This window comes from Leptotrichia sp., assembly GCF_057270615.1.
The window spans coordinates 1-15,370 of record NZ_DBHIXN010000017.1 but is presented as its reverse complement, the minus strand read 5'-3'; the positions used below and the strand labels follow the sequence as shown (position 1 = coordinate 15,370).

The 15,370-nt window shown below is 29.1% G+C and carries 15 protein-coding genes; 4 read left to right on the top strand and 11 right to left on the bottom strand.

Going from position 1 to position 15,370, the window contains the following annotated elements; genetic code table 11:
* The first annotated feature begins 30 nt into the window (after nt 1-30).
* Nucleotides 31-1,413: an NCS2 family permease gene (locus ACO409_RS04780; protein WP_485555331.1), complete on the top strand. Its 1,383-nt coding sequence runs from the start codon at nt 31-33 to the stop codon at nt 1,411-1,413.
* Nucleotides 1,414-1,788: 375 nt separating this feature from the next.
* On the opposite strand, the gene ACO409_RS04775 is transcribed toward ACO409_RS04780, so the two are convergent.
* The 4 genes from ACO409_RS04775 to ACO409_RS04760 form a co-directional block, all read right to left on the bottom strand.
* Nucleotides 1,789-3,834, bottom strand: a complete 2,046-nt coding sequence (locus ACO409_RS04775; protein ID WP_485555329.1) for a transglycosylase domain-containing protein — start codon at nt 3,832-3,834, stop codon at nt 1,789-1,791.
* Between the two features lie 41 nt (nt 3,835-3,875).
* A complete protein-coding gene (gene rlmN / locus ACO409_RS04770; protein ID WP_485555327.1) occupies nt 3,876-4,973 on the bottom strand; it encodes a dual-specificity RNA methyltransferase RlmN in 1,098 nt (365 codons plus the stop codon).
* 175 nt (nt 4,974-5,148) lie between these two features.
* Nucleotides 5,149-5,541, bottom strand: a complete 393-nt coding sequence (locus tag ACO409_RS04765) for a type II toxin-antitoxin system HicB family antitoxin (RefSeq protein WP_485555325.1) — start codon at nt 5,539-5,541, stop codon at nt 5,149-5,151.
* Between the two features lie 29 nt (nt 5,542-5,570).
* Nucleotides 5,571-5,762, bottom strand: a complete 192-nt coding sequence (locus ACO409_RS04760; RefSeq protein ID WP_485555323.1) for a type II toxin-antitoxin system HicA family toxin — start codon at nt 5,760-5,762, stop codon at nt 5,571-5,573.
* A gap of 256 nt (nt 5,763-6,018) precedes the next feature.
* On the opposite strand from ACO409_RS04760, the gene ligA reads away from it, so the two are divergent.
* On the top strand, nt 6,019-8,127 hold the full coding sequence (ligA, locus tag ACO409_RS04755) for an NAD-dependent DNA ligase LigA (RefSeq protein ID WP_485555321.1): 2,109 nt from the start codon (nt 6,019-6,021) through the stop codon (nt 8,125-8,127).
* A gap of 74 nt (nt 8,128-8,201) precedes the next feature.
* On the opposite strand, the gene ACO409_RS04750 is transcribed toward ligA, so the two are convergent.
* From ACO409_RS04750 to ACO409_RS04740, 3 genes are all read right to left on the bottom strand, one after another.
* Entirely contained in the window at nt 8,202-8,696 is a 495-nt protein-coding gene (locus ACO409_RS04750) for a hypothetical protein (RefSeq protein ID WP_485555319.1), read from the bottom strand.
* Nucleotides 8,697-8,882: 186 nt separating this feature from the next.
* The gene (gene gltX, locus ACO409_RS04745; RefSeq protein WP_211616988.1) at nt 8,883-10,403 is read right to left on the bottom strand and encodes a glutamate--tRNA ligase; all 1,521 of its coding nucleotides are present in this window, start codon (nt 10,401-10,403) and stop codon (nt 8,883-8,885) included.
* 117 nt (nt 10,404-10,520) lie between these two features.
* Nucleotides 10,521-11,072: an ankyrin repeat domain-containing protein gene (locus ACO409_RS04740; protein ID WP_485555317.1), complete on the bottom strand. Its 552-nt coding sequence runs from the start codon at nt 11,070-11,072 to the stop codon at nt 10,521-10,523.
* A 436-nt stretch (nt 11,073-11,508) separates the two neighbouring features.
* Here ACO409_RS04740 and relB point away from each other — a divergent pair, with 436 nt between their 5' ends.
* A complete protein-coding gene (gene relB, locus ACO409_RS04735) occupies nt 11,509-11,724 on the top strand; it encodes a type II toxin-antitoxin system RelB family antitoxin (protein ID WP_006806162.1) in 216 nt (71 codons plus the stop codon).
* Nucleotides 11,709-11,981, top strand: coding sequence for a type II toxin-antitoxin system RelE family toxin (locus tag ACO409_RS04730; protein ID WP_485555315.1), 273 nt, complete (start codon nt 11,709-11,711; stop codon nt 11,979-11,981). The genes relB and ACO409_RS04730 overlap by 16 nt, the downstream gene beginning before the upstream one ends.
* Nucleotides 11,982-12,172: 191 nt before the next feature.
* Here ACO409_RS04730 and ACO409_RS04725 read toward each other — a convergent pair whose 3' ends face one another.
* The 4 genes from ACO409_RS04725 to ACO409_RS04710 form a co-directional block, all read right to left on the bottom strand.
* Nucleotides 12,173-13,030, bottom strand: a complete 858-nt coding sequence (locus tag ACO409_RS04725) for a replication initiation protein (protein WP_485555313.1) — start codon at nt 13,028-13,030, stop codon at nt 12,173-12,175.
* Between the two features lie 141 nt (nt 13,031-13,171).
* Nucleotides 13,172-13,723 carry an ankyrin repeat domain-containing protein gene (locus ACO409_RS04720; RefSeq protein WP_485555311.1) on the bottom strand — a complete coding sequence of 184 codons (552 nt, stop codon included), beginning with the start codon at nt 13,721-13,723 and terminating at the stop codon, nt 13,172-13,174.
* Between the two features lie 275 nt (nt 13,724-13,998).
* Nucleotides 13,999-14,397: a hypothetical protein gene (locus ACO409_RS04715; RefSeq protein WP_485555309.1), complete on the bottom strand. Its 399-nt coding sequence runs from the start codon at nt 14,395-14,397 to the stop codon at nt 13,999-14,001.
* Between the two features lie 142 nt (nt 14,398-14,539).
* Nucleotides 14,540-15,079, bottom strand: coding sequence for an ankyrin repeat domain-containing protein (locus tag ACO409_RS04710; RefSeq protein ID WP_485555307.1), 540 nt, complete (start codon nt 15,077-15,079; stop codon nt 14,540-14,542).
* Nucleotides 15,080-15,370 lie beyond the last annotated feature (291 nt).

Genomic DNA, 15,370 nt, shown 5'->3' with positions numbered 1-15,370 from the left:
AAAAAATAGAAATGGAGTTGATTAATCAAAATGAATACAGCTAATATTCAAAAAACAAGCGGATTAAAACGAATTTTCCCGCTTCTGGCAAATGAAAATGTCAATATGAAAAAGGAAATTATGGCAGGAATTACAACTTTCCTTACAATGGCATACATAATTGCCGTAAATCCAAACATTTTATCAAAGACAGGAATGGATGCAGGAGCATTAGTTACAGCTACTTGCTTTTCAGCTGCACTTGGATGTTTTCTTATGGGATTTATTGCAAATTTACCTTTTGCTCTTGCTTCAGGTATGGGATTAAATGCATTCTTTGCCTTTACAGTTGTATTAAAAGGTGGAATTAGTTGGCAAACTGCCTTAACTGCCGTATTTTGTGAAGGTATTATATTTATCTTTTTAACACTTTTTAAAGTACGTGAAGCCGTAGTAAATTCTATTCCAGAAAATATGAAACATGCTGTTACTGGTGGAATTGGAGTATTTATTGCATTTGTAGGTTTTTCAGGAAGTGGGCTTGTCGTTTTAAATGAATCAACAAAAGTAAGTATGGGTCATTTTTCTCCAGCTGTTATTATTTCATTCATTGGACTAATTTTAATAGCTATTTTAGATAAAAAAAATATACGTGGATCGATTCTTTATGGAATTGTTCTAAGCTCTTTACTAGCTTGGGGATATGCCTTTTTAAATCCTGCACATGCAAAAGAACTTGGAATTTACTTACCATCTGGAATTTTTAAATATGAATCTATGACTCCAGTTATGGGAAAATTAGATTTTTCATTATTTACAAATTTTAAAATGTTTGGAAATTTATTTGTCATAATCTGTACATTCCTGTTTGTAGACTTTTTTGATACTGTAGGTACATTAGTTGGGGTCTGCTCAAAAGCAAATATGCTAGACGAAAATGGAAATGTTCCAAATGTAGGACGTGCTCTTATGGCTGATGCAATTGCAACTACTACTGGTGCCGTACTTGGAGTTTCAACAGTTACAACTTACGTTGAAAGTTCAACAGGAGTTATTGCAGGTGGAAGAACTGGATGGACAGCCATTACAACAGGAGTATTGTTTTTAATATCAATGTTTTTCTCACCAATATTTATCTCTATTCCAGGATGTGCCACAGCTCCAGCTCTGATTTATGTTGGTTATTTAATGCTAAGTTCAATTAAAAATATAGATTTACACGATGTCTTAGAAGGTGTACCATCATTTATTACAATTACAACAATGGCTTTGACTTACAGCATTGGAGATGGATTAACATTAGGGATTTTATCTTACGTATTAATAAATTTATTTTATAATTTATTTTCAAAAAAAGAAGACAGAAGACCTATTTCATGGGTAATGATTATTTTAGGAATATTATTTATAGTTAAATTACTGTTTATGTCATAGTTAATACTAAACCCTATTTAAATAACGAATATATTTTAAATCTTTTAGTAGATTAAACCTGATATTACTTTAAAATAATTAAAATAGATATTCGCTTTTTAAACAGGAAGTAGTATAAAATTTATAAATTCCTATAAAAAAATATGATCTCTTATACATCAATTTGTATTTGAAATCATATTTTTTATTATACATGCTTTACTTAAAAAACAGAATTATAAAAACTCCATTGTTTTAATGGGTAATAGTATAAAATTTTGATTTTTTTAATTTATCTAGTAAAGCTTATTTAAAAGCTATAACTGCTGCTCAAAACCTAAATTTATATGATTTTTAGCAGTTTAATTTTTAATGAGTTAATTATATTTTAAACTTTTAAAAAGTAACTCCATTTCTATATTTTCCTTCGTATTCAACTGGCTCTGTTCCTGCCTTAAATAAGGCTGTTCGTTTGTTTACGCCATCCTTATCAAGTAATCCAATTTGAAGATCAATATCTCTTGTTGTCAAGTCTTTTCTTGTAATATAGTCATCTATAAACTCAAAGACTCCAACATTATAATTCGGCAAATCTACTACTGCCTGCATATAATTTTTCCAAATTGGTGCAGCTGCCGCTCCTCCTGTCATTCCAGGTCCCATTGATTTATTATTATCATTTCCAACATAAACTACTGTTGCAAGAGTTGGCGTATATCCTGTAAACCATGCTGATACATAATCTGAAGTTGTTCCTGTTTTTCCTGCCATTGGTATTAATTTTCCATCTTTAAATACTTTGGCTGGCTGACCAGTCCCATAATTTACAGCATTTTCAAGCATATAAGTTAATATTGCAACATCCTTAGAATCATAAACTTTTTTCATTTTAGGCTTAGCTTCATAAACGACTTCACCAAATTTATTTTCAATCTTGTAAATATACTGAGGCTGCACTTGATAACCTCCATTTGCAAGTGCCGCATAAAACATTGCCATATCTACTGGTCTTGTTGAAATTGACCCAAGTGCTAACGTATAGTTTTTAGGAAAATCTCCACCGACAATTCCAGCATTTCGCCATACTTTTTCAGCTGAATTAATTCCTACATATTGCAATAATTTTACTGGTATTATGTTATTTGAAATCTCTAATGCTTTATCAAGTGTCATTCCATCTCTATAAACTCCATCATAATTCTTTGGACTCCAATTTCCAATTTTTATTGGTGAATCTTCCATAACGCTGTTCATTGCCATATTTTTCTGCAATGCAGCAAGATAAACTACTGGCTTGAATGATGATCCAGGCTGTCTTAATGAACTTATTGCACGGTTAAAGTCACCTTTTTTATAATTTTTTCCTCCAACCATTGCTTTTACAAATCCATTACTTGGATCAATCGAAAATAAAGCACCATTTAAATTTGCACGGCTTTTCAAGTTATAGTTATTATTAAATGCTGTATAAGCTGCTCTTTGTAAATCTAAATCAACTGTTGCATAAATTTTATATCCATCAAATAAAAACTTTTGATCTTCTTCAGGGATTTTCAATATTTTTCTAACTTCACTTAATACAACTGTTGTAAATTCAGGTGCAACATTTGAAGTTGAAATTTGTTCTTCTTCATTACGGCTTTTTATATTTCCATTTACAAACTTGATTTTTTCATTAATCGCCTTATTGTATTCTTCATCTGTTATAAAGCCAAAAGCTCTCATTTGATGAAGCACAAGTCTTTGTCTTTCTATTGCATTTTCTATTTTTGAATATTTTGTTGGTGACTTTGGAAGACTAGCTAAAATAGCTGCCTGTGCAATAGTTAATTGCTTAGGCTGTTTATTAAAATACTTTATTGCCGCATTTCTTATTCCATAGGCCCCTTGACCAAAATAAATTGTATTCAAATAATTTTCCAAAATCTCATCTTTTGTATATTTTCTTTCAATTTCGATAGCCAAAATTGCTTCCTTAATTTTTCTTGTCATCGTTTGTTCAGGCGACAAAAAAGCATTTTTTGCAAGCTGCTGCGTAATTGTACTTCCACCTTCACGTCGTCTTCCCGTAAGTGTCAAAAATGCCGCTCTTGCCGTTCTTGTAAAGTCAAATCCATGATGGGTTCTAAACTTTCTATCCTCTATTGCCAAGAATGCATCTTGAACATGTTTAGGAATTTCTCCTATTCCTATTGGCGAACGGTTTTGAACCATTATTGTATCAATTTGATTTCCATTTATGTCATAAATTACCGAAGGCGATACAGGTGCATACCCATCTATCAAATCAACAGGTGTTTCCTTACTTACCGTGTACACCAAATATGCTCCAACTCCAATTCCAATCACAAACAGGAATAAAAAAACTTTAGAAAAAAACGAAAATAAAGTAATTTTTTTTCTAGGTTTTTTCACTTTTTCTTTCTTACTATTCTTTTTCATCACAACCTCTTTTCGTAACTGTTATAATTTATTTATATTTTTTATTTATTTGTAAAATCCATCTGCTTCTTTGCCTTTAGCTGTCCACAAGCCGCTGCAATGTCTTGCCCCTTAGTTTCACGCAATGTTACATTAACATTTTTATCTTTCAATAATTTATAAAATTCCCTTTGTTTTTGTTTTGATGGAGTTTTATACGGCTTTCCGCCAACAGGATTATACGGAATCAAATTAACAAGACATGAGAACGAATTTAAAAATCCAGCTAATTCTCTCGCATCTTCAGGCTCACAGTTCAAGTCATCAATCAATATATACTCAAATGTAATCCGATTCTTAGTTTTCTTTTGATAATCTAAAAGTGCCTCCTTTAATTGCTTCACTCCCCATCTTTTATTAATTGGCATAATCTCACTTCTCACATCATCCCTTACCGAATGTAATGAAATCGCCAAATTTATTTGATTTTCGTTTTCCGTAAATCTTTTTATCCCGTTTACAATTCCACTTGTAGAAATCGTAAAATTCCTCTTTGAAAAATTTTGTCCTTTAGGAGAATTTAACATGTTAATTGAACCAAGTACCGCATCATAATTTAAAAATGGCTCTCCCATTCCCATATAAACCACATTTCCTAATTTTTCTCCACGTTTTATAAGATGTTTTTGAACATAATAATATTGCAATAAAATTTCAGAAATTGATAAATTTCTTTCATAAGTCATTGTAGCTGTTGCACAAAAATCACATCCAATAAGACATCCTATTTGTGAAGAAACACAAAGTGTATTTCGATTTTTATGTGAAATAAGCACACTTTCTATCAGCCTTTTATCTTTCAGCTCAAACAAAAATTTTTCGGTATTCCCATCTTCGGAAACTTGATGTGTCTTAAACTCAAGCTTTGCCACATAAAATTTCTCTTTCAAAATCTCTCTGTCCTTTTTAGAAATATTAGAAAACTCATCAAAATCAAACACCATTTTATTGTGCAGCCAATCAAAAACTTGTGCCGCATTAAACTTTTTAAGACCAATTTCAATAAATCTTTCCTGCAAACTTTCCAAATCCATCCCTAAAATATCAATTTTTCTGGCTGTATCTATATTTGTCATATTTTCATTATTAACTATTTCCATTATTTTATTCTTTTCAATTTCCTCCTTTTATTTTTTCAATTTTTGCTGCCTATATCATACCATATTTTGAGGAAATATAACAGTATAAAAAAGATAATTTTAAAATAAAAAAAATGCCCAAAAATTCAATATAATTCTGAATAATTTATTTTTGAACATTTTTCTCTTTTGAATTTTATAATCCTAGTGTTTCTTTTAATGCTGCTTGCAATATATTAGAAAAATTCAATGAATGTTTTTCAGCTTCATCATTTAACCATTTAGGAATTGTCAATGTTTTTTTAATAGATTGATTTTTTGCCTTTTCTAAAATTGGAGAAATCCAAACATCAATATATATTAAAAATTCACCATCCTTTAAATCAATTTTTTTATTTTCAGAACTTGGAAACGGAATATTATGTTTTGCCATCGTAAATAATGTTCCCGATAAAACATCTTTTGCATTTATCACAACTTCTTCAAGAGTTTCACCATCAGTAAAACATCCCTCAAAATCTAAAAAATTGGCATAAAAAATCCCATCTTCCTTTTTTACAATACACGGATATAATAATCTACTTTTCATAAAGATACCCTCCTAAAAATATTACAAGGCTAAAATTTAAGCCCTGTAATACGCTCTATATTTGTTAAAGTTTCAGAAGGAATATCCTTTTTTGTACATTTTAAAGGACATATCTTTCCATTTTTTATATAAATTTCATGCGAACCAGTCGTATGATCCGACTCCCATCCATTCTTTTTTAGAACTTTAACAACACTTCTGTAAGGTTTAGTTCTTGACATTATTCCTCCTCACATTATTATTATACGTGTTTTTTATACGTATGTCAATAGCTTTTAAAAATTTTTTTAGTTATCAATAATTTTCTTTCTCACTTCAGCAACTTCTTCTATAATATTTAAAATTTTTATATCTATTCATTTTAAAATTTATCAATATTTTTAAATTCATACTCCAATTTATTTACTCCCAAAAACTTTTATTATCATAAAAAAAATGATATAATTTACAAAACAATTTTAAACAAAAGGAGCAATCGTGAATTTATTTAATCAAGAAGAAAACAATGAAAATCAAAATATAGAAAATAAAAAAAATAATAATTTTTCCGAAATTCAAGGAAAATATACAAAATTAAGAAGTGAAATCGAATACCACAATAATCTTTATTATAATGAGGATAAGCCTCTTATTTCCGATATGGAATATGATTTTTTAATACGTGAATTAAAACAGCTTGAGCAAAAATATCCAGAATTAATGGAAAATAATGAAAATGGGGAAAATTCGCCTACTGAAAAGATTGGAGGAACTGCGAGCGAGAAATTTTCAAAAGTGCGGCATAGAGTGCCTATGCTTAGTTTATCGAACACTTATAATATTTCTGAAATTGAGGATTTTGATAAAAGGGTTAAAAAGATTATTTTGGCTGAAAATATTGAAAATAATTCTAAAGAATTAGAATATATCTTAGAACTAAAATTAGATGGGCTTAGCATAAGCTTGATTTATGAAAATGGTGAACTTGTTCAGGCTGTGACTCGTGGAGATGGACAAGTTGGGGAAGATGTTACTGAAAATATCAGGGAAATTCCAACTATTCCTAAAAAGTTGAAAGAAAATGTTACGCTTGAAGTACGTGGAGAAATTATTTTGCCAATTTCCAGTTTTAATCGAATAAATCAGGAACGTGAAGATGAAGGGGAAGATGTTTTTGCAAATCCAAGAAATGCAGCTTCAGGAACAATAAGACAGCTGGATAAGACTATAGTTGCAGAACGTGGGCTTGACTGCTACCTTTATTATTTGGTAAATGCTGAAAATTATGGGATTAAAACACATCTGGAAAGTATTGAATACATTGAAAAACTTGGATTTAAGACAACAAAAATATTTGAAAAATATACTGATTTTAAAAAATTGGAAGAGGCTATTGATAAATGGCATGATGAACGAAAAAAACTTGATTATGAAACAGATGGGCTTGTTATAAAAGTAAATAATTTTTCACTATATGAAATACTTGGCTATACAACTAAAAGCCCACGATGGGCAATCGCCTACAAATTTCCTGCTGAACAAGTAAAAACAAAATTAATGGATGTAACTTTTCAAGTTGGGCGGACTGGGGTAATTACACCTGTTGCTGAACTGGAGGCTGTGAACTTGTCAGGTTCTGTTGTAAAAAGGGCTAGTTTGCATAATTTTGATGAAATTCGCAGAAAAGATATAAAAATTGGTGATAATGTTATTGTAGAAAAAGCGGCTGAAATTATTCCGCAAGTGGTAAATGTTGTATTTGATGACAGAACTGGAGAAGAAATTGAAATCCAGGAACCAGCAAACTGTCCTGTCTGCAACAGCGAACTTGCACATGAGGAGGGACTTGTCGCCCTAAAATGCCTTAATCCACTTTGTCCAGAAAAAGTCAAACGCCAAATTGCCTACTTTGTTTCTCGTGATGCAATGAATATTTCTGGACTTGGCGATAAAATTGTTGAGAAATTTATTGAATTAGGAAAAATAAAAACAATAGTTGATATCTATTCGCTAAAGGAATACCGTGAAGAATTGGAAAACCTTGAAAAAATGGGTCAAAAAAGTGTAGATAACTTAATAAATAATATTGAAGCCAGCAAAAATCGTGATTTTTCAAAAGTCCTTTATGCACTTGGAATTCCTTTTGTTGGAAAATTTAATGCAAACCTTTTGACAAAAAATTTCAAAAATATTGAAAATCTAAAAAATCAGTCAATTGAAAATTTACTATCTGTAAAAGGAATCGGCGATAAAGTAGCAATCGCTGTAAATACCTTTTTAAACAATGAAAACAGCTGGAAAATCATCACAGATTTACAAAACATCGGCTTACAATTCGCCATTAATGAATCCGATTTAAAAGAAATAGCCGACAACCCAATAAAAGGCAAAAATTTCCTTGCAACTGGAAAACTCCAAAAATACAAACGAAACGACATAAAAGACATCATCCTTTCTAAAGGCGGAAATTATCTATCAGCAGTTTCAAAAAATCTGAATTTTCTAATTGCTGGAGAAAAAGCTGGAAGTAAGCTAGAAAAGGCTGAAAAACTGGGAGTTCGGGTGCTTACGGAGGAGGAGTTTGAGAGAGAATTTTTGGAAATTTAATTTAAATAAAAAGCTGTAAATGAAAATTAATTCAAATACAGCTTTTTTCTTTTATAAAACTCTAAAAACAAAACTTATTCATAATCACTCAAAATTTCAGCCAATTTTTCAGAATTATAAAGATCAGATGTTATAAAAGTATGATCCATAATTCTATATATTTCTATCAATTTTTTTGAATTATACAACAATAATCCTCCTTTTCGCTCTTTCACATTCAATTTTTCCTTCAAAACTTTACTCGCATTTTTCTTGTAATCCTCAATTATTTTTGCATGTTCTTCATCCGTCGTAGCCGAATCAAAAACTGCCGAAAACAACTGATTATCAGAAAAAGCAAAACTATTTAACTCTCTTTTTACACCCAATGGATCTTCCACATTTACAAAATAATAAACAGCATAATTTCCATTATCATGCGAATTTGATAATGGCTCACTTTTTATAATATTTTGCAATTCTTTTGGAGAAATCCCAAAATTGATTTTATTTGTAACTTTTGTATTAACAGTTTCTGCAAAAACAGTCACTGAAAATAACATCATTATAAATAATACGAATTTTTTCATTTTATCACTCCTCATAAATAATTTTTAAAATCGATTCAACATAAGTATACCGCATAAAAAGTAAAATTCCAAATAAAACATGATTTTTTCCATTGTTCTGAAATAAAAAAAGAAATCCAAGACCAATATCTCAAATTCCTTTTTTAATATTCTAAATTTTTCTAATTTTAATAATTTTCCAAAAACTTATTTTATTTTTTCCAAAGTATTTTGAACTCTCTTCAAAGTTCTCTCTTTTCCAATAATTGCAATTACAGTATACAAGTCAGCTCCTCTAGCTTTTCCAGTAACAACTGCTCTAAGTGGCATTAATACTGCTGCTGGTCCTTCACCTAGTTCATCTTGCAATCCGTGTAAAATTTCTTTTGCTTCTTCTTCAGAGATTTCTTCATTTAAAGCATTAATTTTTTCTACAAATAATTCGATAGATTTTTTACCAACTTCTGTTTCCAATGAATTTCTCAATCTTTCAACAGATTTTCTTGCTTTTTTGTTCATTCCTTCTTCAACAACTGGCAATTCAAACTCATCTTCAAAGTAAATTGATGAAATTTCAGGCAATTCTTTCAAAGTATGAGCTCCTTCTCTTGAAATTTCTACAATTCTTCTTAATTTAGAAAATTCTTCATCAGATAAGTTTTCGTCAGCGTAATATCCAGCTTTCACAAAATATGGAATCGCTAATTTAGTCAATTCATCTAAATCTTTCAATCTCATATGATGATTATTTACCCAACCTAATTTAACCAAATCAAATACAGGTCCTCCAAGCGAGATTTTATCAAACGAAAAATTTTCAATCATTTCTTCAATTGTAAAAATTTCTTTATTTTCTCCAAAGCTCCATCCCATTAAAGCCAAGAAATTTAAAATTCCTTCCTTCAAATAACCTTCTTCTTGGTAATAGTTCAATGAAACTGGATTTTTTCTCTTAGAAATTTTAGTTTTATCTGCATTTCTCAAAAGTGGCATATGATACCATTTTGGCTCATCCCAACCAAACGCTTTGTACAATTGAATATGTTTAGGCGTAGACGAAATCCATTCTTCAGCTCTAATAACATGTGTAATTCCCATCAAATGATCATCCACGATATTTGCCAAATGATAAGTAGGGAATCCATCAGATTTTAACAATACTTGATCATCAATTTTACTATTCTCAAATCTAATTTCTCCTCTTAAACCATCATTTACAATTGTTTCCCCTTCATAAGGCATTTTCAATCTAATTGTATAAGGTTCTCCTGCAGCCAATTTAGCTTCAACTTCTTCTTTAGAAAGGTTTCTACAATGACCGTCATATCCAGGTGCTTGTTTCATCGCAGTTTGTCTTTCTCTCAATTTTTGCAATCTTTCAGGTGTACAAAAACAGTAATATGCCTCACCTTTTTCCACCAATTTTTCAGCATATTCTTTATATATTTCAAATCTTTCAGACTGTCTGTAAGGGCCTCTGTCCCCACCAACATCTGGACCTTCATCATAATTAAGTCCAAGCCATTTCATCGCATCAAAAATTTGTTGTTCCGAATCTTCAGAAAATCTAGTTCTATCCGTATCTTCAATTCTCAATAAAAAATCTCCACCATTATGTTTTGCAAACACATAATTAAAAAGTCCAATGTAGGCAGTTCCCACATGTGGATCTCCAGTTGGAGATGGTGCTATTCTAACTCTTACTCTTTTGTTATCATTATTTGACATTTTTTCTTTTTTTCTCCTATCTATTTGTTATTCTTTTTATATTATATAATAAAATGAATTATTGTGCAACAACTATTGTGTAAATTCCAATTATACAACAACGGTTATCTAAAAATTCTAACTGTCTTCTTTTAGATTATATTTTTTTACATAATCTTCCATCATTTTCACTGCTATCGGCCTATTAAACCTTCTTGCAAATTCAATCACTGTTAATCCCCATTTATCCTTTACTAAAAGAGGAAGTCCTGGTTGAGAAAATATCAGTTGGTATAACGGTAACATTTCTATTTCAGGGGTGCCGATATTAAATAATCCTTTGAATGAAACCGTTTTCTCTTTCTTATATATTGTTGTTATATCTGCACCTTTTTCCAATAATGTTTTACACAATATTGTCATTTTTATTATATCTCGTCGTCCATGATAAAATAATGGAAAGAACAAACTCATCCCGTCTTCTCTTACTATTTTAACATCTGCCCCTTTATTTATTAAAAAATTAGCAATTTCATAACGTGCAGTACTATCATTATTTGCTAATGCATCAAATAAGATGCTATCTCTTGATGCTTCTCCAAGTTTTTCATCTCCTTTTTTGAATATTTCTATAACATCCTTTAATGTTCCAAATCTTACTGCTTCCCAAATTGTTGTACATTCTGACATTTTGATATCCCCTTCCTATTATTTTATAGGTATTTTCATTTGTTGTTTTTGAATTATATTTTGTATATTATTTATATAATCTGGCTTATATTCTAATAATGGTACTGTTTTGTATTCATTCTACACCTTGTTTTAAACCTCTATTTATAAACAGATTCCACTTCTTATGTTCAGATTATTAAATATTTCTATAACTATATTTTAACAGACAGATTTCTTTTTAGCCATAATAAAAAACCTCCAAATATTATATAGTTATTTTACCATATATTATTTAGAGGTTTACACAAAAATTTTTACACACCCAAGATTTGTTGTAGTATTTAATGACAGCCCCTATATTTTTTACTCTATCTGAGGTAAAAAATTATTGACAAAAATTCAAAAAGTAGTATAATGGTATTATCAAAAAAATAAAATATAAGGAGTGAGTATTATGGCTTCTATAAGTTTAAAAGTGTCTGATATGGAAAAAAAATTTTTGCAAAGTATGGCACAATTTGAAGGTGTTACATTGTCAGAGTTAATAAAATCAAAAGTGTTTGACTCACTGGAAGATGAATATGATGCCAAAATAGCAGATTTAAGATTATCAGAATATGAAAGCTATTTGAAAAATGGAGGAGAAGTTTTAAAATGGGAAGAACTGTAAAATATAAAATAATCCCAACTCCACATTTCGCAAAAGATTTTAGCAAACTAGATGAATTTGTAAAAAAGAGAATAAAAATTTATTTAGAAAATATTGCAAAAGATCCACGCAGTAAAGGAAAAATGTTGAAAGCAAATAGAAAAGGACAATGGAGATACAGAATAGGAAATTACAGAGTTATTGTAAATATTCAAGATGAAAATTTAGTAGTGTTAGCATTAGAAGTAGGGCATAGAAAAAATATTTATAATAGTTGATACTGAGGCTATTTTATAAAGTTAATTTTATGAAATAGCCTTTTTTAGTATTAACTTTTCGTATTAAAAAGTACCAAAGTAATAAAAATTGTAATCTAAATAAATGCAAGTATTTGACATTTTTGAACTCTTTATATCACATATTTCCTGAACCAGTTCTCAAAATGTTCCATGTTGTTAAAAGCAAAATCTTATTCGTAAAAATCATCAACATTCTGAATTTTAACAACTACCATTCCATTCTTTTGTTCATTTATTGATTTTATTGTCAAGGTATTAAACATTCCAGTTATTTGATCCATCATTCTGATTTTTCGGTGAATGAAAAAGTCGGATGGTTTTTTTGCTTCTTTTTTCTCTTCCTTGTTTTCTTTTCTGCTCTGCAGTTCTTCTTTCAAAAATGTAAAAATGAATCCTGATACCGCAGGACGGCCTCTGCCTTTTGTGTTATATGTCTTCTGAATTTTTAATCCATATTTTTCTTTAATAGGCTTTAAAACTTTTGTATCAATATCGCACATTCTATAATTTACAGGAATATCCATTAATCTTTTAAACTCATCTAAATTAACACTCCAAAAGCCTGTACTTCTAAACTGTTTCATTCTTCTATAAAACTCTTTTGTGTAGCATGATTTTAATCTAACAAATTCTTCCAGTTCAAAACGAGTAAATAATCCATCTGTTATTGCATTTAAAACCCAAGAATATTTTTTATTTACTCCTACCTTGATAGTTTTATGTTTTTTATCTATTGTGTATTCTGTAAACAATACAAATCTAACAATTTCATCTTCAGTTTCCCATCCATAAACACATTTTATCAATTTATTATACATTGATTTTAATTCTTTATAAAATACTTCCATACTGTTTGAAGTTTCATGCTGAATTAAATTTTTTAAATAATCAAAAGAAAATACAACTTCTTTTTCTCCTCTATCTCTCATTCTACTAACTATAGCAATAAATAAATCCAATTCTTTTGACTTAAAATTTCTTAATGCTACTTTATTCATCTCGTTTCTATATTTTACAACTTCATTCAATTAAAAGCACTTCCTAATATATTAATTATATTAGAGTTTTAAATATTGGGATTTTTGGGTAAAAAGTTGTTTTTAATATCCAAATTTATGTAACATAAAAACATAATCGCTATCTTTTACAACAACGGTTATCTAAAAATTCTAATTTTCTTCTTTTAGGTTATATTTCTTTACATAATCTTCCATCATTTTCACTGCTATCGGCCTATTAAATCTTCTTGCAAATTCAATCACTGTTAATCCCCATTTATCCTTTACTAAAAGAGGAAGTCCTGGTTGAGAAAATATCAGTTGGTATAACGGTAACATTTCTATTTCAGGGGTGCCGATATTAAATAATCCTTTGAATGAAACCGTTTTCTCTTTCTTATATATTGTTGTTATATCTGCACCTTTTTCCAATAATGTTTTACACAATATTGTCATTTTTATTATATCTCGTCGTCCATGATAAAATAATGGAAAGAACAAACTCATCCCGTCTTCTCTTACTATTTTAACATCTGCCCCTTTATTTATTAAAAAATTAGCAATTTCATAACGTGCAGTACTATCATTATTTGCTAATGCATCAAATAAGATGCTATCTCTTGATGCTTCTCCAAGTTTTTCATCTCCTTTTTTGAATATTTCTATAACATCCTTTAATGTTCCAAATCTTACTGCTTCCCAAATTGTTGTACATTCTGACATTTTGATATCCCCTTCCTATTATTTTATAGGTATTTTCATTTGTTGTTTTTGAATTATATTTTGTATATTATTTATATAATCTGGCTTATATTCTAATAATGGTACTGTTTTGTATTCTAATAAAGGTATTGCTGGCGAATTAAATTGAGGTAATAAAGGAGTTGTTGTATTTTCAAAGTGCGTAAATAATTTTTGTGTAAATAGAATAGCGAAGTGCTGAATTTACTAGATTTTCTATTAGTTTACACAAAATTCTGGACTATCCCTTATTTTACTTATATTTTTTCAAACTTATTTTCATCCTCGTAATATCTGCTTGTACTTTTTCTCTTATCATTTTTGACATTAAGAAAATAATAAATTCTTTTATCTTTATTATGCCAACAAATTTTACTTACATTTGCCTCAAGCACTGGATATTTAAACAATCTAACTTTATCTCCGATATTGAATTTTGGCTTATTTTTTATTTCATAAATTTCTCTTTTTAGTCGAAACTTTGCTTTTCCTCCTAGTGATTGCACTACTATATATTCTTCTTTTTCTTCTATACATTTCAATATTGTTATTCCGAGATTTTCATTTGATTTTTCCAAATCTTCGAGATAGATATATTTTAATTTATTTGGTACATCTTTTAATACTCCATAACTTCCTACATATTTTTTTTTCATTTATTTCACTTCTCTTTTTTGTATTGAGTAAATTTCTTAAATATTATATAGTTGCTTTGCCATATATTATTTAGAGATTTACACAAAAGTTTTTACACACCCATTCTAATATATACTTTTATAGCAATGATTATTAAGTACTTTAATTTTCTTCTTGCAAATTATATTTTTTTACATAATCTTCCATCATTTTCACTGCTATTGGTCTATTAGATCTTCTGGCAAATTCAATCACTGTTAATCCCCATTTATCCTTTACTAAAAGAGGAAGTCCTGGTTGAGAAAATATTAGCTGATATAGTGGTAACATTTCCATTTCAGGAGTACCGATATTAAATAATTCCTTGAATGAAACCGTTTTTTCTTTCTTATGTATCACTGTTATATCTGCTCCCTTTTCCAATAATGTCTTACACAAAATTGTTGTTTTTATTATATCTTGCCATCCAAGAGAAAATAATGGAAAAAACATGCTCATTCCATCTTCTGTTATTATTTTAACATCAGCTCCTTTATTTATTAAAAAATTTGCTATTCTATATCTTTCTTTTGATTTTGTATTACATAATGCTATAAAAAGTAAACTTCTTCCTGATGAACTTATTTTATTTTGATCACCTTCTTTAAATAATTTTAGAAATTCTTCATATGTTCCCATATCTGCTGCTGAATAAATTGTCATAGCTTTGTCCTTTCTCTATTTTATAGGTATTTTCATTTGTTGTTTTTGAATTATATTTTGTATATTATTTATATAATCTGGATTATATTCTAATAATGGTACTGTTTTGTATTCTTTTCCACATCTTGCTTTAAACCTCTATTTATAAGCAACTTTCGCTTTTTCTGTTCAGATTATTAAATATATAACTATATTTTAACAAATAGAAAACTAGTTTTCTATTTATTTGTCCAAGATTTTGGGTACACTCCAATCCCCTCTATTATTAACTTACCTTTCTTTTTATTTCCT